We start from the raw sequence: 19,071 nt of genomic DNA on the forward strand, positions 1-19,071 counted from the left end.
TTGACCTATGAGCAGTACTAAGTACAAGTTCGTGGCGGCTGGCTCCCTGGTCTGCAAACCCGGAGCTGGTTGTCCTGCAGGACGCACCCGGCCGACCCCTCCCCCGGAGGTCGGTCGGGTGCCAAGGATGCCCGCGACCCCAGGTCGACGGGCTCAGAGCAGGCCCGGGGCGGGTGCTGGGCCACCGGTCATCCGTGGAGGGGCGGACGACCGACCCCGCCCGCCTCGGTGCCGCACCCCTGATCAGCGAGAGGACGGCCGTACGCGTGCAGCCCCTGGTCAACGAGCCGATCGACGCGGTGGAGAAGGTGCTCGGCGAGCTGCCGATGCCCCCGTACGTGACGGGCGAACACGTCCGGCTGGCCGTGCGGGCGGTGGTGGTCCACTCCCCCGAGTCCTGGCCGGCCGGCCCGATGTGCCGCAGCGACCGGACCCCGTACCCGTGTCGCCTGCACCGTTGGGGGCGGCGGGTGCTGCACTCGCGGGGCCTGTCCGAGCGGGCGGTCGACGAGCTGGCGGCCCGCGCCGAGCGGCAGCTCCGCGTACCGGAAGGGCGGCCCTGAGGTGTGGCCGGGCCGGCGGCGCAACGACGGCCCAGTGCCGCTCGGGCCTCGGCACCGGCGGACCTGGCGGCGCGGGCGGCGCTGGTGCTCGTGCGGCCTGCGCTGGGCCGCCTGCCCGGACCGGCACGCGCCGGTCCCGACCGAGCCGCCCACGCCGCCGCTGAACACCCGCTGGTGGGACGAGGCGACCTGGGCGAACCCACAGGTCGGCCGGGTCGGGCGGCTCACCCCGGCGCAGACCTGGCGGGCCAAAAGCGGCCGCTGGTGAGCCCGCCACGCCCGCACCTGCCGATCCGTCCGCTCTGGCTCTGCCGGATCTGCGCCGCGCCCTGGCCGTGCGCGACCGCGCGACTCACCCTGCTGCGGGAGTACGCGCACGACCGGGTGGCGCTGCTGGTCTACCTCGGCGGGCTGCTGCACGACGCGGCCGGCCAACTTCACACCCTCAACCCGCACGAGTACCCCAAGCCGGCTCAGCTCTTCGACCGCTTCCTGGGCTGGGCACTGCCCCGCAGACGAACCTGAGGGGTCGTAGTCACTCTGGGGATCTGCCACCGGCGGGCTCAGCCCTCGTCATTCGAATTGGTGTTCTGGCGGACCGTGGCGATGGTGCCGGCGATCCCGAGGAGCAAGGCTGCAGCACCCGGCAGCCTCGGCCCCGCCTGCCGTCCATCTGACGTACGGCGGACAGCCCGGACTTGTGATGTCCTTCATCCGAATCCAAATCGGGCCACGTACCCGAAGATATGAACATGCGGATCCTCATGGCCGGCGCGTCCGGCTTCCTCGGCACCCGGCTGGTCGACCGCCTCACCACCGACGGGCACCAGGTCACCCGCCTGGTGCGACGGCCGCCGCGTACCCCCGACGAGCGACAGTGGACCCCGTCCGCCGCGCAGCTCGACCCGGCCGTGGTGGCCGAGGCCGACGCGGTGGTCAACCTGGCCGGCGCGGGCGTCGGCGACAAGCGCTGGAACGACGACTACCGGAGGCTCATCCGGTCCAGCCGGGTGGACACCACCACCACCCTGGCCATCACCATCGCCGGGCTGCCGGCCGCCGACCGGCCGACGGTGCTGCTCAACTCCTCCGCCGTCGGCTGGTACGGCAACACCGGTGACCGGGCGGTCGAGGAGGACTCCCCGGCCGGCGAGGGTTTCCTGGCCGACGTCTGCCGGGTCTGGGAGGCGGCGACCCGGCCGGCCGAGGACGCCGGGGTGCGGGTGGTACGGCTGCGCACCGGGCTGCCGCTGCACCGCGACGGCGGGCTGCTCAAGCCGCAGCTGCTGCCGTTCAAGCTGGGCATCGCCGGGAAGCTGGGCAGCGGCCGGCAGTGGCTGCCGTGGATCTCGATGCGGGACTGGCTGGACGCCGCGCTGTTCCTGCTCGACCGCGACGACATCGGCGGCCCGGTCAACGTGGTCGGTCCGGCCCCGGTCACCAACGCCGAGTTCACCCGGGAGCTGGCCCGCCAACTGCACCGTCCGGCGATCATGCCGATCCCCGCGCTGGCCCTGAAGGTCGCCCTGGGCGGCTTCGCCCAGGAGGCCCTGACCAGCACCCGCGTCCTCCCCGGCGTCCTCACCAAGGCCACCTTCCGCTACACCCACCCCGATCTGGCCGGTGCGCTACACGCGGCGCTGACGGAGTGACCCTCCGCCCGAGGCGGTGATCATGAAGTTGTTGCCCCGACCCGCCGATGCGCGGGGCAACAACTTCATGATCGACGGGGTGGGGACGGGGGGTCAGCAGCCGATGACCCAGTAGGAGGGGGCGGTCTGCTTGAGGGTGCTGGTGTTGAAGGTGTTGTAGAGGCCCATCCGCTGGTTGCTGCCGAGGGCGTAGGCGTAGCCGCCGGACTGGTAGGCGCGGCCGGCGGTCACGTGGGCGTAGTTGCTGGCGGTGACGCAGGTGGGGGCGGTGGTCGGGGTCGGGGAGGCCGTCGCGGTGGGGGTGGGGGTGACGCCGCCGCCGAGGCCGAAGAAGAGGGCGTCCCGGTAGGTCGAGCAGATGGTGTCCAGGAAGTACGCGGTCGCGGTACCGCACTGGTCGGCGGCCGAGCCGGGGTCGACCGGCGTGCCGTGGCCCATGCCGGAGACCCGGTAGAGCCGGACGGCGTCGTTGCCGTACACCTCCAGGCTGGTGCCGCCGGTCAGCGACGCGGTGCTGGTCGGGGTCTGTGACACACCGAGCACGTTGGTCCACTGGTCGCGGGACTCGGTGGCGTTCATCGGCACCACGGTGGTGTCCGAGGTGCCGTGCCAGATGGCGACCCGGGGGCGGCGGCCGGTGTAGCCGGGGTAGGCGTTGCGGACCAGGTCGCCCCAGGCCGCCGGGCTCTTGTCCACCCCGGTGTACTGGCAGGTGTTGGTCGACGCCGGCGGCGAGCAGCGGTACGGCAGGCCGGCGATGACCGAGCCGGCGGCGAAGACGTCCGGGTAGGTGGCCAGCATGACCGAGGTCATCGCCCCGCCGGCGGACAGCCCGCTGACGAAGATCCGGTTGCCGTCGAGGCCGTAGTTGGTCCTGGCGTGGTCGACCATCTGCTTGATCGACAGCGCCTCGCCCTGGCCCCGGCTGATGTCCCCCTCGACGAACCAGTTGAAGCAGCTCAGCGACTGGTTGGCGCTGGACTGCTGAGGCACGATCAGGGCGAACTTCCACTGGTCGGCGTACTTCTGCCAGCCGGAGTTGGCGAAGTAGCCGGTGGCGTTCTGGGTGCAGCCGTGCAGCAGCACCACGGCCGGTGCGTTGGCCGGCAGCCCGTCCGGGCGGTAGGCGTACATGGCGAGGTTGCCCGGGTTCGAGCCGAAGCCGGTGACCTGGGTCAGCGTGGCGGCCTGGGCGGGCACGGCGACCGCGACCAGGGCGGCCGCGGCGACGACGGCCCCGGCCAGTGCCCCGGCGAGCCGGGCGAGGACGGATGGGGAACGGTGCACGGCGACCTCCTGTTGCGGCGTGTGAACTGGGTCACCCCCGAGTTGCCGAGACGTTACGTCCGTGTTTCAAACCAGCGACATGGTCGCCGCTCACACATTCGTCGTCGCCGATGTGGCGGTCGGGGGCCCGGCAGCCCGGACCCCGACCCGACCCCTCAGCAGTTGCGCAGCTCCGGGCTCTGGTTACGGATCTGCGCCAGCGGCGAGACGAACTGCCGGTGGGCGTCGCCGCCGACCAGCGCCGGCGGGAAGGCCGCCACCCGGTGACAGTTCTGGAAGGCCAGCGTCACGTTGAAGTGCCGCTCCAGCCCGCCCCGGATGGCGTCGCTGGCCAGCGCGCGCAGCAATTGCCCGCGCTCGGCCTCCGACGGCGGCGGCACGGCGTGCTCGGCCATCCGGCCGCCGTCGGCCGCGCGCGCGGCGACGTCGGCGACCACCGACCAGGCGTACGGCAGGGACCGCCGGACACAGTCGACGAACTCCTCGTCGTCCACCCGGCCGGCCTCGGCCCGCTCCAACAGGGCGGTGGGTACGTCGAGAGACATGGTGCTCCTCCGATCTGCGCACTGACGCGCGATCTGCGCGATGGCGCAACTCCTGCAATTGGAAGTCATTTCCAACAAGGAATCAAGATTCTGCGTCCGACCGGCTTTCGTGTCTGAGCGGTGCCGCCAGATCCGGTTGGTAACGTCCGCTCCGTGCCGACCTCCCCGACCCTGGCCGCCGACCAGCCGCCCGCCGCCGCACCCGCCACCGGCCAAGGTCGCCGGGCCGATCTGAGCGTGGTGCTGGCCGCCGTGGTGCTGGCCGTCTGGGTGACCAGCGGCCTCTGGCGCGACCCGAACAGCCGGGCGATCACGGTCAACTCCAGCGACCAGGCCCTCTTCGAGTGGCTGCTCGCCTTCGGCGGGCACGCGCTGACCCACGGGGAGAACCCGTTCTTCACCCAGCTGGTCAACGTCCCGGACGGAGTGAACCTCGCGGTCAACACCTCGATCACCGTCTACGCGGCGGTCTTCGCCCCGCTGACGTACCTGATCGGGCCCCCGGCGACGTTCCTGGTGATCCTCACCCTCAACCTGGTCGCCACCGCGCTCGCCTGGTACTGGCTGCTCTCCCGGCACCTGGTCCGCAGCCGGCTGGCCGCCGGCGTCGGGGCGCTGTTCATCGCCTACTCCCCCGGCATGGTCTCGCACGCCAACGCGCACCTGAACTGGACCGCCGGCTGGCTGGTGCCGCTGCTGACCTGGGGGGTGTTCGCGCTGCGCCGGCCCGGGCGCTGGCTGCGCGGCGGGATCGTGCTCGGCGTGCTGGTGGCGGTCGCCTTCTCGATCGCCGCCGAGGGGCTCTTCTTCACCGCGCTGGCGCTCGCCGTCTTCCTCGCCGTCTGGGCGTTGCACCCGGCCCGGCGGGCCGAGGCGCGGGCGGCGCTGCCCACCTTCCTACGCGGGCTCGGCGTCACCGCGCTGGTGGCCGGGGCGCTGCTGGCGTACCCGCTCTGGCTGCACTTCGCCGGCCCGCAGCGCTTCCACGGCACCGGTTTCGACGCCGTGATCCACTCCGAGGACATCGCCGCGTTCGGGGCGTACCCGCAACGGTCGCTGGCCGGCGCGGCGGGCCTGGGCACCAACCTGGCACCCAACCCGACCGAGGAGAACTCCTTCTTCGGACTGCCGCTGCTGCTGCTCGCCGTCGCCTGCTTCGTGGCGCTGTGGCGGCGGGCCGACCCGGGCCGCCGGGCCACGCTGGCCGCGCTGGGCGTCACCGCCGCGCTCTTCTCGGTGCTCTCCTGGGGGTCGCTGGCGAAGTGGGACGGGCGGCGCACCGACCAACTGCTGCCGTTCGGCCTGCTGGACGGGCTGCCGGTGGTCAACGCCGCGCTGCCGTCCCGGCTGGCGCTGGTGGTCGCGCCGGTGATCGGCCTGCTGCTGGCGTACACCGTCGACCAGCTCCGGGCCGACCCACCCAGGCGGCGGGGGGTGGCGACGGCGTGGGCTGCCGGCTTCGCGGTCGCGCTGCTGCCGCTGCTGCCCACGCCGCTGGCGACCAGCGCCCGGCCGCCGGTGCCGGAATTCATCACGGCCGGAACCTGGCGACAGCACGTCTCGCCCGGCGGGGTGCTCACCCCGCTGCCGCTGACCCTGGACGTGACGCCGGACGGGCAGCGCTGGCAGGCGTACGCGCTGGCGCACCGGCAGGGCGAGTTCCGCATCCCGGCCGGCTTCTTCCTCGGCCCCGGCGGCCCGGACGGCCGGGGCCGGATCGGCCCGCCGCCGCGTACCTTCGACACGCTGATGGACCAGGCCGGCCGCACCGGCCTGGTGCCGATCGTCACCGAGGGCAGCATCCAGCTCTGCCTGGCCGACCTGCGGTACTGGGGCGTCGAGGCGGTGGTGCTGCCGGACGAGGTGCACGGGGCCAAGTACGACCTCGACGAGGACGCCCTGCGCCGTACCGCGACGGCCCTGCTCGGTCCGCCGCGGCGGGTCGACGACGTCTGGCTCTGGGAGGTTCCGGCCGCCCGACGCGACGAGGCTCACCCCCGGTGAGCCCCGGTGGCGGGTCTAGGCTGGTGAGGTGACCGCGACGACTTCCGGCCTGACGGCCGTCCGCGCCGGCCTGCTCGACTACCAGGCCGCCTGGGACGAACAGCGCCGCCTCCACGAGTCGGTGGTGGCGGGTGAGCGCGGCGACACCGTGCTGCTGCTGGAGCACCCGAGCGTCTACACCGCCGGCAAGCGCACCGAGCCGTGGGACCGCCCGATGGACGGCACCCCGGTCGTCGACGTGGACCGGGGCGGCAAGATCACCTGGCACGGGCCGGGCCAGCTCGTCGGCTACCCGATCCTGCGCCTGCCGGACCCGGTGGACGTGGTCGCCTACGTGCGCCGCACCGAGCAGCTGCTGATCGACGTCTGCGCCGAGTTCGGGCTGGCCGCCGGCCGGGTCGAGGGGCGCAGCGGCGTCTGGGTGCCCGAGGACGACCGGGGTCCGGCCCGCAAGGTGGCCGCCATCGGCATCCGGGTGGCCCGTGGGGTGACCCTGCACGGCTTCTCGATCAACTGCGACTGCGACCTGACGTACTTCGACCGGATCGTGCCCTGCGGCATCCGGGACGCCGGGGTCACCTCGCTCACCGCCGAGCTGGGCCGACCGGTCAGCGTCGCCGACGTCCTCCCGGTGGTCGAGCGTCGCCTGCCCACCCTGCTCGGCTGAGCCGCGTGCACGTCGATCTCGTCACCGTCGTCGTCGCCGAGTACGACCCGGCGATCGCCTTCTTCACCGAGGTGCTCGGCTTCGACCTGGTCGAGGACTCCCCCTCGCTGACCACCGACGGGCGCCCCAAGCGCTGGGTCGTCGTCCGCCCGCCCGGGGCGCAGACCGGCCTGCTGCTCGCCCGCGCAGACGGAGAGCGCCAGGAGCGCGCGGTGGGCGACCAGGTCGCCGGTCGGGTCGGCTTCTTCCTCCAGGTCGACGACTTCGACGCGGTGCACCGGCGGATGGTCGACGCGGGCGTCGAGTTCGTGCGGCCGCCGCGCACCGAGCCGTACGGGCGGGTCGCCGTCTTCCGCGACATCGCCGGCAATCGCTGGGACCTGCTCGGCCCCGCGTAGGGCCGTCCGACGGTCGTACCCCGGCTCTACGGTGGTGCGATGACGGACAACGACACCCCCTGGGAGCCGCCCCTCGCGGGCACCGAGGTCGCGCAGCTGGTCGGTGCGCTGGACCGCCTGTGTACCACCTTCCGCTGGAAGGCCGACGACCTCGACGCGGCCGGGCTGCGGGCCCGGGTCGGCGCCTCCGCGCTGACCCTCGGCGGCCTGCTCAAGCACCTCGCCGTCGTGGAGGACCACATGTTCACCGTCCGGCTGAGCGGCGTGCCGCTGGGCCCGCCGTGGGATATCGCCGCCTGGGACAGCGAGGCGTGGCCGTTCACCTCCGCGGCCGCCGACAGCCCGGACGAGCTCTACGCGCTCTGGGACGGTGCCGTCGCCCGGTCCCGCGCGCGGCTGGCGGCGGCCCTCGCCGACGGCGGGCTCGACCAGCTCGTCCACGCCTCCGCCCCGGACGGCACCCGGGCCAGCCTGCGCCGGCTCGTCTGCGACCTGATCGAGGAGTACGGCCGGCACACCGGCCACGCCGACCTGCTCCGCGAGGCGGTGGACGGGCTGACCGGTGAGGACCCGCCGCCCGGGTGGCGCCCACGAGCGGGGCAGCCGATCCCGGGCAGCTGACGCGGACGAGGCGAGCCCCGGCCGGACCCGGGCCGGACCCGGTCAGCCGATCGGCAGCCGGGTCAGCCAGTCCTGCCAGGCCTGCTCGGCGCGGGCCGGGTCCGGGTCGGCGGCGAAGAGGTGGTGCCCGAGCACCAGGACGTTGCCCCGGTCCGTGCCGGAGTGCAGGAACCGGTAGAGCGCGTCCGAGGTCCGTACGCCGAAGTACGTCGGCAGGCCGACGAGGTCGACCACGCCGTCGACCGGCGGCAGCCCGGGCAGCTCGAGCCGGACCGGCTCACCCCCGGTGACCGGGCCGGTGAGCCCGAACGCGCCGGCCACGGCCGCCCAGACCTCATCCGGTTCGCCCGCCCCGGGCCGGAACGCCGCGACCGGGGTACCGGACCGACCGGCGAAGTGCGCCAGGTACGCCGCGAGCGTCTCCAGGTACATGTCCCAACCGGTCCGCATGGCCTCGTACTCGGTCTCCCAGTTGTCCCCGAGGACGCCGCTCTGGACCAGCCGCAGCACGGTGCCGCCCTGCTCGCGGCCCTCGATCAGGTACTCGATGGCCATGAAGGTGCCGTCCGGCCCCGGGTCGCTCCGGTACGCGAACCGCTTACCGGGCTCCCAGGCCGTCACGGTCGACTCGGCGACCTCACCGGCCATGGTGAACCGGGTCCGGCCGCCCTCGCGGGGCTCGACCTCGCTGCGGCCCATGAACCAGGAGTCGATGCCCGGGCCGGTCGCGATCGCCGCCCACACCTGCTCCGGCGTGCCGGGCAGCGCGATGTCCTTGCCGAGTTCGAACGGGTGTCCCATGGTGGTGCCTCTCTCTGTGAGGTGTGCGGAGTGGGTCGTCGAGCGGGATTCAGTTGGCGCGGGCCGGGGTGATCGTCAGGAGTCCTCGGCGGCGCCGGTCGGGAGGTCGACGCTGGGGTGCAGGGCGAGGACCACCCGGTGCCGCCGGCCCCCGGGAGCCTGCTCGTCGTGGTACCGGCCGACCAGGCCGGCGACGGCGGCCGCCAACTCCTCGGCGAACGCGGCCCGGTCGGTCGCCGAGGCGAACCGGACGTCGGCGTCCACCGCGAAGGTGGCGACCCGCTTCCCGGCCCGGTCCGCGCCGGTGATCAGCGCGCCGACGTCCTGGACGAGCCGGGCGGCGAGCGCCAGCAGCCACCGCGCGGAGAGCCGGTCGGGTGCCTGGGCCGGGTCCGGGCGCACGGCGCCGAGGGCAGCCGGCGAGATGACGTACGACGCCGCGGTGGCGCGCATGACCCGCTCGGTCACGTTGCCCTTGCGGCGCTCCTCGACCAGCTCGATCAGGCCGTGCTGCTCCAGCGCCCGAAGGTGGTAGTTGACCTTCTGGCGGGCCAGCCCGACCCGGGCCGCGAGCATCGTCGCCGAGGCCGGCTCGGCGAGCGCGGCGAGCAGCCGGGCGCGTACCGGGTCCAGCGACGCCTCGGCGGCCGCCGGGTCCTCGATCACTGCGATGTCGAACATGCCCACAGCCTCCCACCGACAATATTTCTTGTCAAGACAATGCAAGTTGTCGGTGGACCGCCCGCGCCGCCACGCTCCCCCACGCGAGGGATTGAGCGGTCGCTCAACCGCCGATACCGTTCGTTGAGCGACCGCTCAAAAGGGAGGCTGACGTGCGGGGCATCTACGTGGAGACACTGATCGACGCGCCGGTGGAACGGCTCTGGCAGGCGACCCAGGACCCGGCGGCGCACCGCCGCTGGGACGCGCGGTTCGGCCGGATCGACCCGGTGCCGGGCAACACCCCTGCCCGGTTCCGGTACGCCACCACCGTGCTGCCCGGCGTGCGGATCGCCGGCCACGGCACGCACGCCGGTGAGCAGCACCGCCCGGACGGCACCCGCACGTCGGCGCTGCGCTTCGGCTCCGACGACCCGCGTTCGCTGATCGCCACCGGGTCCGGGTACTGGCGCTACCTGCCCGGGCCGGACGGCGTGCGGTTCCTGACCGGCTACACGTACACCCCGCGCTGGGGGCTCGCCGGCCGGCTGGCCGATCTCGCCTTCCGACCGCTGTTCGGCTGGGCGACCGCGTGGTCGTTCGACCGGCTGCGGCTCTGGCTGGAACGGGGCGTACCGCCCGAGCGCGCCCGGCGGCAGGCGTGGCGGGAGGTGGCCCTGCGGGCGCTCGCGGTGGCCTGCGTCGGCGCGCTGGCCGCCCGGCTGGGCGCGGGCGGCGCGGGCCTCACCGGCACGGTGCTCGCCACGGCGGCGGTCGCGCTGGCGGTGCCGCCCCACCCGCACACCCCGGCCGCCCGCCGGTGCCGACGCCGGCCGGCGGACCGCCTCGCCGCCCGGACGCCGTCGCTGCTGGAGCAGCTGTGACCTCCGTCTTCCAGCGCGCCCTGGGCGCCGACTTCGACCGGCTGCACCCCCGACTGCGGCGGCGCTTCGGCGTCGACGGCCGTACCGACCTCGGCTGTGTGGGCACCGGCGTGATGGACCGGGTCTGGCGCGGCGCCGCCTTCACCGCGCCGTTCCTGCGGCTGGGCACCCTGCGGCACGTGCTGTTCCCGGAGACCGGCACCGGCGTGCCGTTCACCATCGAGAACTACGCCTACACCGACTCGTACCGCCGCCCGACGCTGACCTTCGTGCGTACCTTCGAGGTCGCCGCGCACCGCCGCCGCCGGTTCGACGCCACGATGGTGTGGAGCCCCCGGCGCGGCGTCCTGGTGGACTACCTGGGCACCCACCAGCACCTCGCGGTCGACCTGCACCTCGGCGTCGACGCCGCCGGGGCGCTGACGATCCGCAGCGGCGCCCAGCGCTTCCGCGGCGGGCTGCCCTGCCCGCCGGCGCTCAGCGGCGAGGCCCACCTGCGCGAGTGGTACGACGACCGAACCGGGCGGTTCCACATCGAGGTACGGGTCACCAACCGCCGCTTCGGGCCGCTGTTCGGGTACACGGGCAGCTTCACCGTCGACTACGTGCCGCCGGACGGGGCACCGGTGCCCGCCGCCGTGCGGCCGCTGCGGGAGAATCCCCGGGACTGACGGAGAGGATCACCATGGCCGCCACCCGGCAGAAGCTGATCGACGGGGCGCTCGCGGCGATCCGGTCCCACGGCATCGCCGGCGCCTCGGCCCGCACGATCGCGGCGGCCGCCGGGGTCAACCAGGCCCTGGTCTTCTACCACTTCGGCACCGTCGACGCGCTGCTCGCCGAGGCGTGCCGCAGCGCGACAGCGGCCCGGGTGGCGGTCTACCGGGACCGGTTCGCCGAGGTCGGATCGCTGCGCGAGCTGCTCGACCTCGGGCGCGCGCTGCACGAGCAGGAACGCTCCGCGGGCAACGTGGCCGTGCTGGCCCAGCTGCTCGCCGGGGCGCAGACCGACCCGACGCTCGCGCCGGCCACGGCCGCCGCGCTCGGGCTCTGGACGGCCGAGATCGAGACGGTGCTGCGCCGGCTGCTGCGCGACTCGCCGGTCGCCCCGGTCGTCGACCCGGCCGGGCTGGCCCGCGCGATCTCCGCCGCCTTCATCGGGCTGGAACTCTTCGAGGGCGTCGACCCGGCCGGCGCCCACGACGCGTTCGACGCCCTGGAACGCCTCGCCGTCCTCATCGAGGTCGTCGAGGACCTCGGACCGCTGGCCCGCCGTACCCTGCGCGCCAGACTCCGCCCGCACACCTGACCCGCCCCAGCCCGGTGCCGACCGGGCCGGGGCGGGGACCCGTCAGGGGGTGAGGCGGTGCAGGTCGCGGGGGAAGGCGGTGACCTCGCGGACGTTCGCGGCGCCGGCCAGCCGGGCGACGAAGCGTTCCAGGCCGATGGCGAAGCCGCCGTGCGGGGGCATGCCGTGCCGGAACGCGTCGACGTAGCCGGCGTACGGCTCGACCGGCTCCCCGCGCACGGCCAGCGCCGCCAGGTAGTCGTCGTACCGGTGCAGCCGCTGCCCGCCGGTCACCAGCTCCATCCCCCGGAAGAGCAGGTCGAAGCCGTTGGAGTACGCCGGCCGCCGCGGGTCCGGGTGGGTGTAGAAGGGCCGCTTCGCCATCGGGTACCCGGTGACGAAGAGGAAGTCCGAGCCGTGCTCGGCCCGCGCCCACTCCCCCAGCGCCCGTTCGTGGGCGGGGGCGAGGTCCGGCTCGTCGGCCGGCGCGCCGGCGATCCGCAACGCCTCGGTGAAGTGCACCGCGGGGATCTCGGCCGGCACCTCGGGCAGCCCGACGCCGAGGGTCGCCACCGCCGCGCCGGCCCGGTCCGCCACGCCGGCCAGCATCCCGGCGAGGGTGGCGCGCAGCACGGCCATCACGTCCCGGTGGTCGGCGACGAAGCCCAGCTCCACGTCGAGCGAGGTGTACTGGGCCAGGTGCCGGACGGTGTCGTGCGGCTCGGCCCGGAACACCGGACCGACCTCGTAGACCCGCTCGAAGACCCCCACCATCAGCTGCTTGTAGAACTGCGGCGACTGCGCCAGGTACGCGGGCCGGCCGAACCAGTCCAGCGCGAAGACGTTCGCCCCGCTCTCGGTGGACGAGCCGACCACCTTCGGGGTGTGGACCTCCACGAAGTCACGGGCGTCGAGGGTGGCCCGGAACCCGGCCACCGCCGCCGCCGAGATCCGCAGCGCCGCCGAGCGGGTCGGGTGCCGCAGCGCGGTGGGCGCGTGGTCGAGCTGGGTGGGCAGGGTCGCGGTCAGCGTCGGCCGGTACAGGTTGAACGGCGGCGGCACGGCGGCCGGGCCGAGTGGTCGTACCGTCGGGTCGGTCAGCTCGACCCCGGCGGGCGCCGTCGGGTTCGCGACCACCGTGGCGGTGACCTCGACGACCGTCTCCTCGGTGAGCTTCTCCAGCGCGGCGCGGACGGCCGGGTCGGTGACCACGACCTGGCTCAGGCCGGCGGCGTCCCGCACGATCAGGAAGGCCACCGACTTGAGCAGCCGGCGGCGGTGCACCCAGCCGGCGATCCGGACGGTCTCGCCCACCTGGGCGGGAAGTTGGGTGGAGAGGATGCGTTGCACGGTGGTACCTCCTCGATCGATCGCAACGCGATCCCAGGGAGGTGTGGGCGAGCGGGAACCTCGCGGTGCCACCACACCTTCGCCCCCGCGGGCGGAGGCCTCGTTCGTCGCCTTTTCACCGGGGCCGGCCGGGCGGGCTCTACTGGGCGCGAACGCCGTTCTTCCCGCAGCTCAGGAGGGTCTTCGCGCCCCGGCGCCAGACCGCCTTCCAGCATCCGGCGGCTCTCTGCACTGGCGGGTCGGGGCCCTACTCGGCTCCGTCACAGCTCTGCGGCAGACGCTAGCACCACTCCCGGGACCGGTGTGACGTGGTTTTTCGGCCCCCGGTGTCCGGTGTCACAACATCTGCGGCGTGACGCCGGTCGCCCGCGGTTCATCGACCGCCACCGCCGGGCGTAGTCTCGGTTTCGTGACGATCGAGCACTCCACGCCGACGACCGAGCAGGCCGGCCGCACCGCGACTGCCGCACCTGAGGGGCGGCGGCTGCTGCGGATCGAGGCCCGCAACGCCGAGACGCCGATCGAGCGCAAGCCGCCGTGGATCAAGGTCAAGGCCAAGATGGGCCCGGAGTACACCCAGCTGCGCGGCCTGGTCTCGCGCGAGGGGCTGCACACCGTCTGCCAGGAGGCCGGCTGCCCCAACATCTACGAGTGCTGGGAGGACCGCGAGGCCACCTTCCTCATCGGCGGTGACCAGTGCACCCGGCGCTGCGACTTCTGCCAGATCGACACGGGCAAGCCGGCCGAGTTCGACGCCGACGAGCCGCGCCGGGTCGCCGAGTCCGTCGCCGCGATGGGGCTGCGCTACGCCACCATCACCGGCGTCGCCCGCGACGACCTGCCCGACGGCGGGGCCTGGCTCTACGCCGAGACGGTCCGGCAGATCCACGCCCTGCAGTCCGGCTGCGGCGTCGAGCTGCTGATCCCCGACTTCAACGCGGTCCCCGAGCAGCTCGCCGAGGTGTTCAGCTCCCGTCCCGAGGTGCTGGCGCACAACGTCGAGACGGTGCCGCGGATCTTCAAGCGGATCCGGCCGGCGTTCCGCTACGAGCGCTCGCTGGACGTGATCCGCCAGGCCCGCGCCGACGGCCTGGTCACCAAGAGCAACCTGATCCTGGGCATGGGCGAGGAGCGCGCCGAGGTCTCCCAGGCGCTGCGCGACCTGCACGAGGCGGGCTGCGAGCTGATCACCATCACCCAGTACCTGCGCCCCTCCCCCCGGCACCACCCGGTCACCCGCTGGGTCAAGCCGGAGGAGTTCGTCGAGCTGCGCGAGGAGGCTGAGGAGATCGGCTTCGCCGGCGTGATGAGCGGGCCGCTGGTGCGCTCGTCGTACCGGGCCGGGCGGCTCTACAAGCAGGCGCTGGAGGCCCGCGAGGGCGTCACCGCCGCCGGCTGAGGCCGGCCGACGGCCGCGTCACCGGCCGCCGGCCCCGGTCCGGATGCCATGATCGCAGGCATGACCACCGGGGTACGCCAGGCGGCGCGCGACGCCACCCGCCCGCGCGCGCCCCGGTGGCCCGCGCCGGTGGTGCTCGCCCTGCTGGTCGGCCTGGCCGGGGTGGGGTACCGGCTCGCGTTGCTGCTCGGGGACACCCCGCGCACCAACAGCGACGAGGCGACCATGGGGCTCGCCGCGCTGCACATCGCCCGGGGCGAGGACTTCCCGGTCTTCTTCTACGGGCAGGCGTACATGGGTGCGCTGGAGGCGTACCTGGCCGCGCCGCTGGTCGCGCTGGCCGGGCCCTCGGTGCTCGCGCTGCGGCTGCCGCTGCTCGCCCTGTACGCGCTCTTCCTGCTCCTGAGCTGGCGGCTGACCCGCCGCCTCGGCGGGGACCGCTGGTTCGCGCTGCTGGTGGTCGGGCTGCTGGCGCTGGGCGCGGACCGGATCGTCAAGAACCAGCTCATCGCCGGGGGCGGCTATCCCGAGCTGAACCCGATCGGGGCGGGCCTGGCCCTGCTGACCCTCGACCTGGTCGCCGGCCGGCCGGCGGGACGCCGGTGGCGCCTCGCCGGGTTCGGCTTCCTCGCCGGGCTGACCGTCTGGGTCGACCCGCTGCTGCTGCCGTACGTGCTGGCGCTCGGGGCGGTGCTCGTCACGATCACCTGGCGGGACCTGCGCGGGCGCCACGGCGTCCTGCTGGCCGGGGCCGCGCTGGTGGGGGCGGCGCCACTGCTCGGGTACGGCCTGGCGCACGGCCACAATCCGCTCGCCGCGGCCGTCACGGCTGGCGGCGGGGACGCGGTGGCGAGCTGGGCGGACCGGCTGCACGGCGGGCTGGTGCTCGGGCCGGCGCTGGGCATGGGCCTCTGCTCCCCGGGACACTGCGCGACCTGGCAGCTCTGGTGGGCGCTCGCCCTGCCGCTGCTGCTGGTGCTGGCGGGGTTGTCGGCCTGGCGGACGGTGCGCGCCGACGGCGTGCGGGCAGTGCGGGCTGACGACGCTCGGGCGGTGCGGGCTGACGGCGCTCGGGTGGTGCGGGCCGGCGCGGCGGTCCGGCTCGGGCTGCTCGCCGGGGCGGTGGGCACGCTGGCGGCGTACACGGTGAGCAGCGCCGCCGGGCGGACACCGGTGGAGAGTTCCCGCTACCTGTCCTGCCTGGCCATTTCGCTCCCGGCACTGCTCTGGCCGCTGTGGACCATGGCGCGGCGACGCGGTCCGGTCGACCTCCCGCGACTCGCGGCCGTCGGCGCGCTGGTGGCCCTGCTCGGCACCGCCACGGTCGCCACCGCCGGCGCGCTGGCCACCGTGCCCACGAACCGGGCGGAGGCGCAGCGGCACCGCGCGCTGGTCGAGGCGCTGCGCGAGCGGGGCGTCCGGCACGTGTACGGCGAGTACTGGACCTGCAACCGGCTCACCTACGCCACCGGCGAGGAGATCGTCTGCGCGGTGCTCGACGAGACGCTGCGCCCCGGCTTCGACCGGCTGCCCGCCTACCCCCGCGCCGTCCGCGACTCACCGGCCCCGACCTACGTCGCCCCGGTCGGCTCCCCCCTCGCCCGGCGCCTGGACCGCTCCCCGCCCCCCGCCCGACACCCCCACACGGTCGCCGGCTGGCGCCTCTGGCTCCCCCACCCCTAACCCACCGCCGCGTACTCCTTTGCCGTGCACTCCTCCGCCGTGCACTTTCAGAGAAAGCGTGGCCTCCTGGGCGGAAATAGCCACGCTTTCTCTGAAGGTGCGGCCCCTGGAGGTCAGGGTGGAGGGGTTAGGAGGTTGAGGCGGTGGGCCAGGGCGGCGGCCTCGACGCGGTTGGTGACGTCGAGCTTGGCGATGATCCGGGAGACGTGGACGCTGGCGGTCTTCGGCGAGATGAACAGCTGCTCGGCGATCCGGCTGTTGCTGTGCCCCTCGGCGACCAGCCGCAGCACCTCCTGTTCGCGGGAGGTGAGCAGGTCCGCGCCGGGGCGGCCCCGGCTCGCCCCGCGCAAACCGACCCGGCGGGCCAGGGTGGCGGCCTGCTCGGCCAGCGGGGTCGCGCCCAACCGCTGGGCGATCCCGGCGGCCTCCGCCACCGCCTCGGCGACCTCGTCCCGCTCCCCCGCCGACGCGGCGGCCTCGGCCAGTGCCAGCAGGGCCCGGCCCAGCGGGTACGGCTGCCCGTCGGCCCGCCACGCCGCGACCGCCGTACGCCAGGCCGGCAGCGCGCGACCGCCGGCCGTCAGCAGCGCGGCGACCTGGGCCGCGTGGGCCTGCTCGGCGGGCTGCCGGACGGGCAGCTCGGCGGCGAGCGCGGTGACCGCCGCGGCCAGCTCCCGGTCCTCGACCCGGGCGGCGGTACGGGCGACGGCGCTGAGCACCGGCCACCCCTCGCGGGGCAGGTGCGGCAGGCGGTCGTCGGCCAGCGCTGCGCGGGCCGCCCGGACCGCCTCGACCTTGTCGTCGGCCGCCAGCGCCGCTTCGATCCGCAGTTCGTGCAGGGGCAGCCGGTGGTTCGGCCACAGGTACGGCCGGGCGAGGAAGCCCAACGCGCGGCCGACCAGCTCGTCGGCGGCCGGGTGGGCCCGGGCCAGCCGCAGCCCGGCGCGCAGCTGGAGCCAGTGCAGGCCGGAGACGCCGGGCGGGTCGATCCGGGCCGCATCGGCGCAGGCCGCGTCGGCCTCGTCCCAGCGGCCCAGGGCGAGCAGCGCCTCGGCCTGGTTGGACAGCAGGTACGCCCCGCCGGAGCGGCTGATGCCGACCCGCCGCGCCTCGCTCACCCCGACGGCGGCCGCGTCGGCGGACTCGGCGTAACGGCCCAGCTCGAACAGCACGTCGGAGAGGTGGACCAGCGCGCTGACCAGCGCCGGGGCGTTGCCGGCGGCGCGGGCCAGCGCCTCGGCCCGGCGCAGCTCGGCCAGGCCGAGGTCCGGGGCCTGGTCGGTGCGGCAGAGCATGGCGATCCGGGTGGGCAGCAGGGCGAGGTCCTCGCCGACCGCCTCGGCGACCGTGCGCGCCTCGGCGGCGACGGCCGCGGCCAGCTGCGGATCGATCTTCACCAGGTGCGCGGCGATGTCGGCGAGGAGTCGGACCCGCTCCGGTCCGTCCGGCACCCCGCCCGCCAGCCGGTACGCCTCGCGCAGCTCGGCACTGCCGTCGCTCTTGCCGAGCAGGGCGAGCAGCCGGCCCCGCCGGTCCAGCAGCCGGGCGGCGCGCAGCGGCGCGGCGTCGGCGTCCACCTCGGCCAGCGCGGCCCGGGTGAGGGTGAGCGCGCGGCTGTAGTCGCCGGCCGTGGTGGCGGCGCCCAGGGTCTCCTCCAGCACCGCCAGGTGGTCCATGCCAAGCCGGTCGGCGGCGTCGGGCACCAGCTCCCACAGCTCCAGCACCCGTTCCAGCAGCCGGCTCTGCTCCGCGTACGCGTACCGTTCGGCGGCGGCGCAGGCCGCCGCGCGGGCGGTGACCAGGGCGCGGGGGTGGTCGTGGGCGGCGTACCAGTGGTGGGCCAGCTCGGCCGGGGCGCGGCCGGCGGCGACCAGGTGCGGCTGCGCCTCGATGGCGGCGGCGTACCGGGCGTGCAGCCGGGCGTGCTCGCCGGGCAGCAGCTCGTCGTGGACGGCCTCGCGGACCAGGGCGTGCCGGAACTCGTAGTCGCCGTCCGGGTCGGCGACTACCAGCTGGGCGGCGACGGCGGCGCGCAGCGCGTCCTCCAGCTCGGGCTCGGGCAGGCCGGCGACCTCGGCGAGGAGCTGGTGCGCGAAGCGGGTGCCGCCGGCGGCGGCGATACGCAGCACCCGCTGCGCGGCGTCGGGGAGCCGGTCGACCCGGGCCAGCAGCAGGTCGCGCAGGGTCTCCGGCAGGGTGGCGCAGCCGACCGGGTCGCCGGCTGCGGCCAGCTCCTCGATGAAGAACGGGTTGCCCTGGGTACGTTCGTGGACGTCGTCGACGGCGCGGGCGGCCGGCTCGGCGCCGAGGATGTCGGCGAGGATCGCGGCGGTGCCGTCCCGGTCGAGGCGGCCCAGCTCGATCCGCTCGACGCTGCGGACCCGGTCCAGCTCGGCCAGGAACGGCCGCAGCGGGTGACCCCGGTGCAGCTCGTCGGTGCGGTACGTGCAGACCAGCAGCACCCGGGCGGTGCGGGCGGCCCGGACCAGGAAGCCGATCAGGTCGCGGGTGGACCGGTCGGCCCAGTGCAGGTCCTCGATCACCAGCACCAGCGGCTGGTCGGCGGCGAGCCGGTGGAACAGCTCCCCGACCAGGTCGAACAGGTAGCCCCGGGGGGCGTCGGAGAGGGCCGGCCCGGCCGGCGCGGCGACGGCGGCGGGCCCCCGGCCCAGCTCGGGCAGCAGGCGGGCGAACTCCGGCTCGTACCCGTCGAAGACGCCGGGACCGTCGCGGCGCAGCACCTCGCGCAGCGCGGCGGCGAACGGCGCGAAGGGCAGGCCGGCCTCGCCCAGCTCCAGGCACTGGCCCACCAGCAGTCGGGCGCCGGCGGCGCCGGCCAGCGCGCCGAACTCCTCCAGCAGCCGGGTCTTGCCGACGCCGGCCTCGCCGCCGACCAGGACGGTGGTGGGTTCCCCGGCCCGGGCGCGGGCCAGGGCGGTGCGCAGCGACCCGACCTCGCCCTGGCGGCCGACGAGGACGGTGCTGGCGGCGCGTACGGTCACGGCACCGAGCATGCCACGCCCGCCACCGGCACCGGCCCCACCGACCGGGCGGTCCGCGACCGCCGCCGCGGTGGGGCCGGTGGTCGCCGCCGCAGCGGTGGGGCCGGTGGTCGCCGCCGCAGCGGTGGGGCCGGTGGTCGCCGCCGCAGCGGTGGGGCCGGTGGTCGCCGCCGCAGCGGTGGGGCCGGTGGTCGCCGCCGCAGCGGTGGGGCCGGTGGTCGCCGCCGCAGCGGTGGGGCCGGTGGTCGCCGCCGCAGCGGTGGCCAC

At 75.0% G+C, this 19,071-nt stretch carries 19 protein-coding genes; 13 read left to right on the forward strand and 6 right to left on the reverse strand.

All coding sequences use genetic code 11. The features are described from left to right. The first annotated feature begins 194 nt into the window (after positions 1-194). The 4 genes from ACTMTB_RS13200 to ACTMTB_RS13215 all read left to right on the forward strand — a co-directional run bounded on the left by ACTMTB_RS13200 (position 195) and on the right by ACTMTB_RS13215 (position 2,215). On the forward strand, positions 195-563 hold the full coding sequence (locus tag ACTMTB_RS13200; protein WP_441145404.1) for a hypothetical protein: 369 nt from the start codon (positions 195-197) through the stop codon (positions 561-563). 34 nt (positions 564-597) lie between these two features. Further along, a complete protein-coding gene (locus ACTMTB_RS13205) occupies positions 598-831 on the forward strand; it encodes a hypothetical protein (protein WP_441145406.1) in 234 nt (77 codons plus the stop codon). Next, positions 828-1,088, forward strand: coding sequence for a hypothetical protein (locus ACTMTB_RS13210; protein ID WP_441145408.1), 261 nt, complete (start codon positions 828-830; stop codon positions 1,086-1,088). Before ACTMTB_RS13205 ends, ACTMTB_RS13210 begins: the two co-directional genes overlap by 4 nt. Positions 1,089-1,315: 227 nt before the next feature. Beyond that, positions 1,316-2,215 carry a TIGR01777 family oxidoreductase gene (locus ACTMTB_RS13215; RefSeq protein WP_441145410.1) on the forward strand — a complete coding sequence of 300 codons (900 nt, stop codon included), beginning with the start codon at positions 1,316-1,318 and terminating at the stop codon, positions 2,213-2,215. A 93-nt stretch (positions 2,216-2,308) separates the two neighbouring features. On the opposite strand, the gene ACTMTB_RS13220 is transcribed toward ACTMTB_RS13215, so the two are convergent. Together ACTMTB_RS13220 and ACTMTB_RS13225 are read right to left on the reverse strand one after the other, a co-directional pair. After that, entirely contained in the window at positions 2,309-3,502 is a 1,194-nt protein-coding gene (locus ACTMTB_RS13220; protein ID WP_441145412.1) for an extracellular catalytic domain type 1 short-chain-length polyhydroxyalkanoate depolymerase, read from the reverse strand. Positions 3,503-3,657: 155 nt separating this feature from the next. Then, complete coding sequence (locus ACTMTB_RS13225) at positions 3,658-4,047, reverse strand: SCO5389 family protein (protein ID WP_088961009.1); 390 nt, start codon at positions 4,045-4,047, stop codon at positions 3,658-3,660. A gap of 153 nt (positions 4,048-4,200) precedes the next feature. Here ACTMTB_RS13225 and ACTMTB_RS13230 point away from each other — a divergent pair, with 153 nt between their 5' ends. The 4 genes from ACTMTB_RS13230 to ACTMTB_RS13245 are packed head-to-tail and all read left to right on the forward strand — an operon-like array spanning position 4,201 to position 7,737. Beyond that, a complete protein-coding gene (locus ACTMTB_RS13230; RefSeq protein WP_441145415.1) occupies positions 4,201-6,051 on the forward strand; it encodes a DUF2079 domain-containing protein in 1,851 nt (616 codons plus the stop codon). Positions 6,052-6,079: 28 nt separating this feature from the next. Beyond that, entirely contained in the window at positions 6,080-6,718 is a 639-nt protein-coding gene (gene lipB, locus ACTMTB_RS13235; protein WP_154943993.1) for a lipoyl(octanoyl) transferase LipB, read from the forward strand. 5 nt (positions 6,719-6,723) lie between these two features. After that, the gene (locus ACTMTB_RS13240; protein WP_210779345.1) at positions 6,724-7,116 is read left to right on the forward strand and encodes a VOC family protein; all 393 of its coding nucleotides are present in this window, start codon (positions 6,724-6,726) and stop codon (positions 7,114-7,116) included. A gap of 39 nt (positions 7,117-7,155) precedes the next feature. Next, complete coding sequence (locus ACTMTB_RS13245; protein WP_441145418.1) at positions 7,156-7,737, forward strand: mycothiol transferase; 582 nt, start codon at positions 7,156-7,158, stop codon at positions 7,735-7,737. A 42-nt stretch (positions 7,738-7,779) separates the two neighbouring features. Here the strand turns inward: ACTMTB_RS13245 and ACTMTB_RS13250 are convergent, their stop codons facing one another. Together ACTMTB_RS13250 and ACTMTB_RS13255 are read right to left on the reverse strand one after the other, a co-directional pair. Continuing rightward, entirely contained in the window at positions 7,780-8,538 is a 759-nt protein-coding gene (locus ACTMTB_RS13250) for an SRPBCC family protein (RefSeq protein ID WP_441145420.1), read from the reverse strand. 75 nt (positions 8,539-8,613) lie between these two features. Continuing rightward, positions 8,614-9,219 (reverse strand): ArsR/SmtB family transcription factor, encoded by a 606-nt coding sequence (locus tag ACTMTB_RS13255; RefSeq protein WP_441145422.1) that lies wholly within the window; start codon positions 9,217-9,219, stop codon positions 8,614-8,616. 152 nt (positions 9,220-9,371) lie between these two features. Between ACTMTB_RS13255 and ACTMTB_RS13260 the strand changes: the two genes are divergently transcribed. The 3 genes from ACTMTB_RS13260 to ACTMTB_RS13270 are packed head-to-tail and all read left to right on the forward strand — an operon-like array spanning position 9,372 to position 11,391. Further along, complete coding sequence (locus tag ACTMTB_RS13260; RefSeq protein ID WP_441145424.1) at positions 9,372-10,082, forward strand: SRPBCC family protein; 711 nt, start codon at positions 9,372-9,374, stop codon at positions 10,080-10,082. Continuing rightward, positions 10,079-10,753 carry a DUF4166 domain-containing protein gene (locus ACTMTB_RS13265; protein ID WP_280841110.1) on the forward strand — a complete coding sequence of 225 codons (675 nt, stop codon included), beginning with the start codon at positions 10,079-10,081 and terminating at the stop codon, positions 10,751-10,753. The genes ACTMTB_RS13260 and ACTMTB_RS13265 overlap by 4 nt, the downstream gene beginning before the upstream one ends. Positions 10,754-10,767: 14 nt before the next feature. Then, positions 10,768-11,391: a TetR family transcriptional regulator gene (locus ACTMTB_RS13270; RefSeq protein WP_441145426.1), complete on the forward strand. Its 624-nt coding sequence runs from the start codon at positions 10,768-10,770 to the stop codon at positions 11,389-11,391. A gap of 42 nt (positions 11,392-11,433) precedes the next feature. Here ACTMTB_RS13270 and aspS read toward each other — a convergent pair whose 3' ends face one another. Further along, complete coding sequence (gene aspS, locus ACTMTB_RS13275; protein ID WP_441145427.1) at positions 11,434-12,720, reverse strand: aspartate--tRNA(Asn) ligase; 1,287 nt, start codon at positions 12,718-12,720, stop codon at positions 11,434-11,436. A 409-nt stretch (positions 12,721-13,129) separates the two neighbouring features. On the opposite strand from aspS, the gene lipA reads away from it, so the two are divergent. Beyond that, positions 13,130-14,119 carry a lipoyl synthase gene (gene lipA / locus ACTMTB_RS13280; RefSeq protein ID WP_088960998.1) on the forward strand — a complete coding sequence of 330 codons (990 nt, stop codon included), beginning with the start codon at positions 13,130-13,132 and terminating at the stop codon, positions 14,117-14,119. A 60-nt stretch (positions 14,120-14,179) separates the two neighbouring features. After that, positions 14,180-15,802 (forward strand): DUF423 domain-containing protein, encoded by a 1,623-nt coding sequence (locus ACTMTB_RS13285; protein WP_441145429.1) that lies wholly within the window; start codon positions 14,180-14,182, stop codon positions 15,800-15,802. Between the two features lie 113 nt (positions 15,803-15,915). Here ACTMTB_RS13285 and ACTMTB_RS13290 read toward each other — a convergent pair whose 3' ends face one another. Next, positions 15,916-19,071, reverse strand: a complete 3,156-nt coding sequence (locus ACTMTB_RS13290; RefSeq protein WP_441145431.1) for a helix-turn-helix transcriptional regulator — start codon at positions 19,069-19,071, stop codon at positions 15,916-15,918.

It is taken from the genome of Micromonospora sp. L32, from assembly GCF_052068055.1.
GTDB lineage: Bacteria > Actinomycetota > Actinomycetes > Mycobacteriales > Micromonosporaceae > Micromonospora > Micromonospora purpureochromogenes.